Genomic DNA, 3,587 nt, shown 5'->3' with positions numbered 1-3,587 from the left:
TTCTGCTTCTACAAGGTGTTCAAGAAGAAATAGTTGGCAGTCGGCAGAATGCTGTTTACAGTACAAAGTTCTGCTGAGCAGCGAACTACGTTCTAAGATTTTTTACTGAGGAATCATGAAACTTACGAAGTACCAGAGTTCCATCGCGTACCTGATTTTTGTTTTCTGTAGCATTTTTGTGCAAATGGGCTTGTTTGTCCATTTCCAGCGTTGGCTTTCGTTCTCGTTCGAGGGTTCTGCCTTTTGGTGGCGCAGCATGCTGTTGCAGGTAGCCATTTTTGCACCGAGCATCTTTATGCTCCCGGCAGCGAGCTACTTTGCTGGCCGATTCCACAAAGGCCGCGTTATGGCATGGTCTTCGGTGGGTATGCTGGCCTCGGTGATTGCGGTCGTTGTCTGCTATGTGGCGGGCGCCGAATGGGTTGCCTACGGGCTCCTTGGTCTGTACGGGATATTCCTAGCGGTACTCAGTCCGGCTAAGCTCGGCATCATGAAAGAAATGGTCGAAAGCGAGGACCTGGTCAAGATCAACTCTTGGTACATGGCCCTTTCGGTTCTTGGCACCGCTGCCGCAGCCTTCTTTGCCATGGGACTTTCGGGCAGGCCCGATTCTCCGGTAAGCATTGACTTGACGCTCTGGATTTATCTTGGCTTAAGCGTCGTAACCACGATTGCAGGCTTTTGCATCAAGGTCGGCGAAACCCATGACAGCCTCAAGATGCGCTCCCCCATGCGCAACTTCTCGGCCACCTGGAGCCACCCGATTGTACGCCTTTCGATTCTCGGTCTTGCCGCCTTCTGGGGTGTGACTCAGATTTTCTTGATTTTGATTCAGAACATGGCCGACATGCTGAACACCGCCGTGATTCCGGTTTCCATGTTCATCGTGACCGCGGGCTACGTGATTGGCGCGTTCTCTGCCAGCAAGGCATCCAAAGGCTTTGTGGAAACAGGCCTCATTCCCTTCTCGGCAGCAGCTTCGGCCATTACCATGTTCGCACTTCCGCTGGTAAACGGATGGGTTCAAGCGATTCTATACGGCGTCATCGGCTGGTGTGCCGGTTCAGCCTTCGTGATTTTGCGTACCGTGATCCAGAACTTTACACGTCCTGATACCGCAGGCCGTATTCACGCTGTGGCAAACGCAATCCAGATGGCTTTGCTCGTGGTGATTATGGGCGGCCAGACGCTGCTCTTGATCTTTACACCGATTACGCTGGATTACTGCTTCATGATTTTGGCAGTGATTCTTGCGCTCTGCTTCATCGCAAACCTCAAGAACAACCCGATGGCCCTTTTGCGTGCCGCACTCCGTTTTGCGTTCGCCTTCGTATTCCGCTACAAGGTGAAGGTCATGGGCGTACAGAACATTCCCGAAAACGGCCCCGCGCTTCTTGTAGGTCCGCACTTCAGCTTTATCGACTGGGCCGTGCTCCAGATTGCATCTCCAAGACCGCTCCGTATCGCCAGCAACCGCAACACCTTTGCCGACTGGTACCAGCGTTGGTTCTTCCATGGGAACTTCTTGATTAGCATTAACCGCCGCGACCCGGGCCCGGCCATGGAAGAAATCCACAAGGCACTTTTGAACGGCGAAGTGGTCGTCATCTTCCCTGAAGGCGAAGTGTCGAAGACACCGTTTGTATCGACCTTCTCGCTCGATTACTCCAAGGCAATAGAAGGCACCGAAGCTCCGATCATTCCTTTCTACATTCAAGGTCTTTGGGGCAGCCGTTACAGCCACGCCAGCGAATGCGTGAACCGTCCGCAGTCCTTTAACCGCATCATTAGCGTCGGATTTTCGAAGCCGCTGCCGACGAACGCAACCGAAAAAGAAATCCGCCACGACCTGGAACTTTTGGATACCGACATTTGGAACATCGCCATGAGCCATTCCGCCTCCATTGTTCCGCTCTGGTTCAAGGCCATGCGCAAGCGCCGTAGCCGCATGATTTTGATTGACCCTGCCGGCAACCACGTAAACGGTTACGGCATGATTCGCCTGTGCCACTACCTCGGTAAAGTGATCAAGTCCGCCACCAAGAACGACAAGAACGTGGGCTTCATGATGCCCACCAGCCGCGACGCCGCACTCGGTATCATGTCCATTCTCGGCGTCGGCAAGACGACGGTGAACCTGAACTACTCCGCTCCGGTGGATACGATTCTTGGCTGTATCGAAAAGGCAGACCTTTCTACGATTGTGACGACCCGCCCCTTCTTCGAAAAGCTCTGCGGCAAGAACCCGGCCTTCGGCCAGATTGCCGGCAAATGCCAGATGATTTACCTGGACGAAGAAGAAGCCAAGATGTCGACGGTTTGCCGTTTTGTTTCGGCATTCATTATCCGCATCTGTCCGGCCGCCATTTTGCGCCGCCTGTGGTTTACCTCGGCCAAGCTCGATGACGACGCCGTGATTCTGTTCAGTTCGGGTTCCGAAGGTACGCCGAAGGGTGTTGAACTTACCCACAAGAACGTGATAAGCAACGCCCAGCAAGGCGATCATATTCTCAAGTTGCGCCGCACCGACGTGATGACCACATTGCTCCCGTTGTTCCATTCTTTCGGCTTTACCATGACCTTCATGATGCCGCTGTTAGATGGCGTGCCGATGGTGCTTTGCCCGGACCCGACCGACATCAAGACCTTGGCCCGCGTGTGCGCCCAGTACAAGACCACCATCATGATGGGCACGCCCACGTTCCTGCGCGCTATCGCCATTAACCGCTGGGTCCACCCCATGTGTCTGGATTCGCTGCGCTACATCATTGCCGGTGCTGAAAAGCTCCGCCCCGAAATGCGCGAAACGTTCAAGCTCAAGTTCGGCAAGGACATTTACGAAGGCTACGGTTGCACCGAGCTCACGCCACTTGCAACGCTCAACGCCCCGAACGTATTGCTGGACGACTTCTTGACCATGGAAAAGTGCAGTGACAATTCCAGTATCGGTATGTCGGTGCCTGGAGCCATTTGCGCAATCATCGATCCGGAAACCAACGAGTTCTTGCCCAACGGCGAAGAAGGCATGTTGGTGGTAACCGGTCCGCAGGTGATGAAGGGTTACCTCAAGGACAAGGAAAAGACCGACGCTGTGGTCATCAACATCAATGGCCGTCGCTGGTACAAGACGGGCGACAAGTGCAAGCTCACCCCGGACGGATTCGTGCAGATTCTCGGCCGCTACAGCCGATTTGCCAAGCTCGGCGGCGAAATGATTTCTCTGACTGCAGTGGAACTGCGTATTGCAGAATCCAAGGTCATGGAAGACTGCGAATTTGCCGTTACAGCCGTGCCCGATTCCGCCAAGGGCGAAAAGATTGTGCTCCTGGTCAAGGGCAACGTGAACGCCGAAGACGTTTCGCGCAACCTCCGCAAGGCAGGCATTCCACCGCTCATGCAGCCGGGTGCCGTATTTGTGGTAGACAACATTCCGAAGCTGGGTTCCGGCAAGTGGGACTTCAACGGAATGAAGAAAATGGCCCAGGAGCTTGTCGAAAAGAAAGCATAAGCCCCACAACAAAACGATATTACACGGCAATTTGTATACACCATACAAATTGCTGTTCTTTTTTATAGATAAAATTGTA

The 3,587-nt window shown here is 53.7% G+C and carries 1 protein-coding gene; it reads left to right on the top strand.

What is annotated here, in order from left to right:
* Positions 1-115: 115 nt before the first annotated feature.
* A complete protein-coding gene (locus QZN53_RS07955) occupies positions 116-3,508 on the top strand; it encodes an MFS transporter (protein ID WP_163438492.1) in 3,393 nt (1,130 codons plus the stop codon).
* Positions 3,509-3,587 lie beyond the last annotated feature (79 nt).

The sequence above is a fragment of the uncultured Fibrobacter sp. genome (assembly GCF_900316465.1).
In the GTDB taxonomy this organism is placed as follows: domain Bacteria; phylum Fibrobacterota; class Fibrobacteria; order Fibrobacterales; family Fibrobacteraceae; genus Fibrobacter.
Note: the sequence above shows the minus strand (reverse complement) of the source record. Positions and strands in the feature narration are given on the sequence as shown.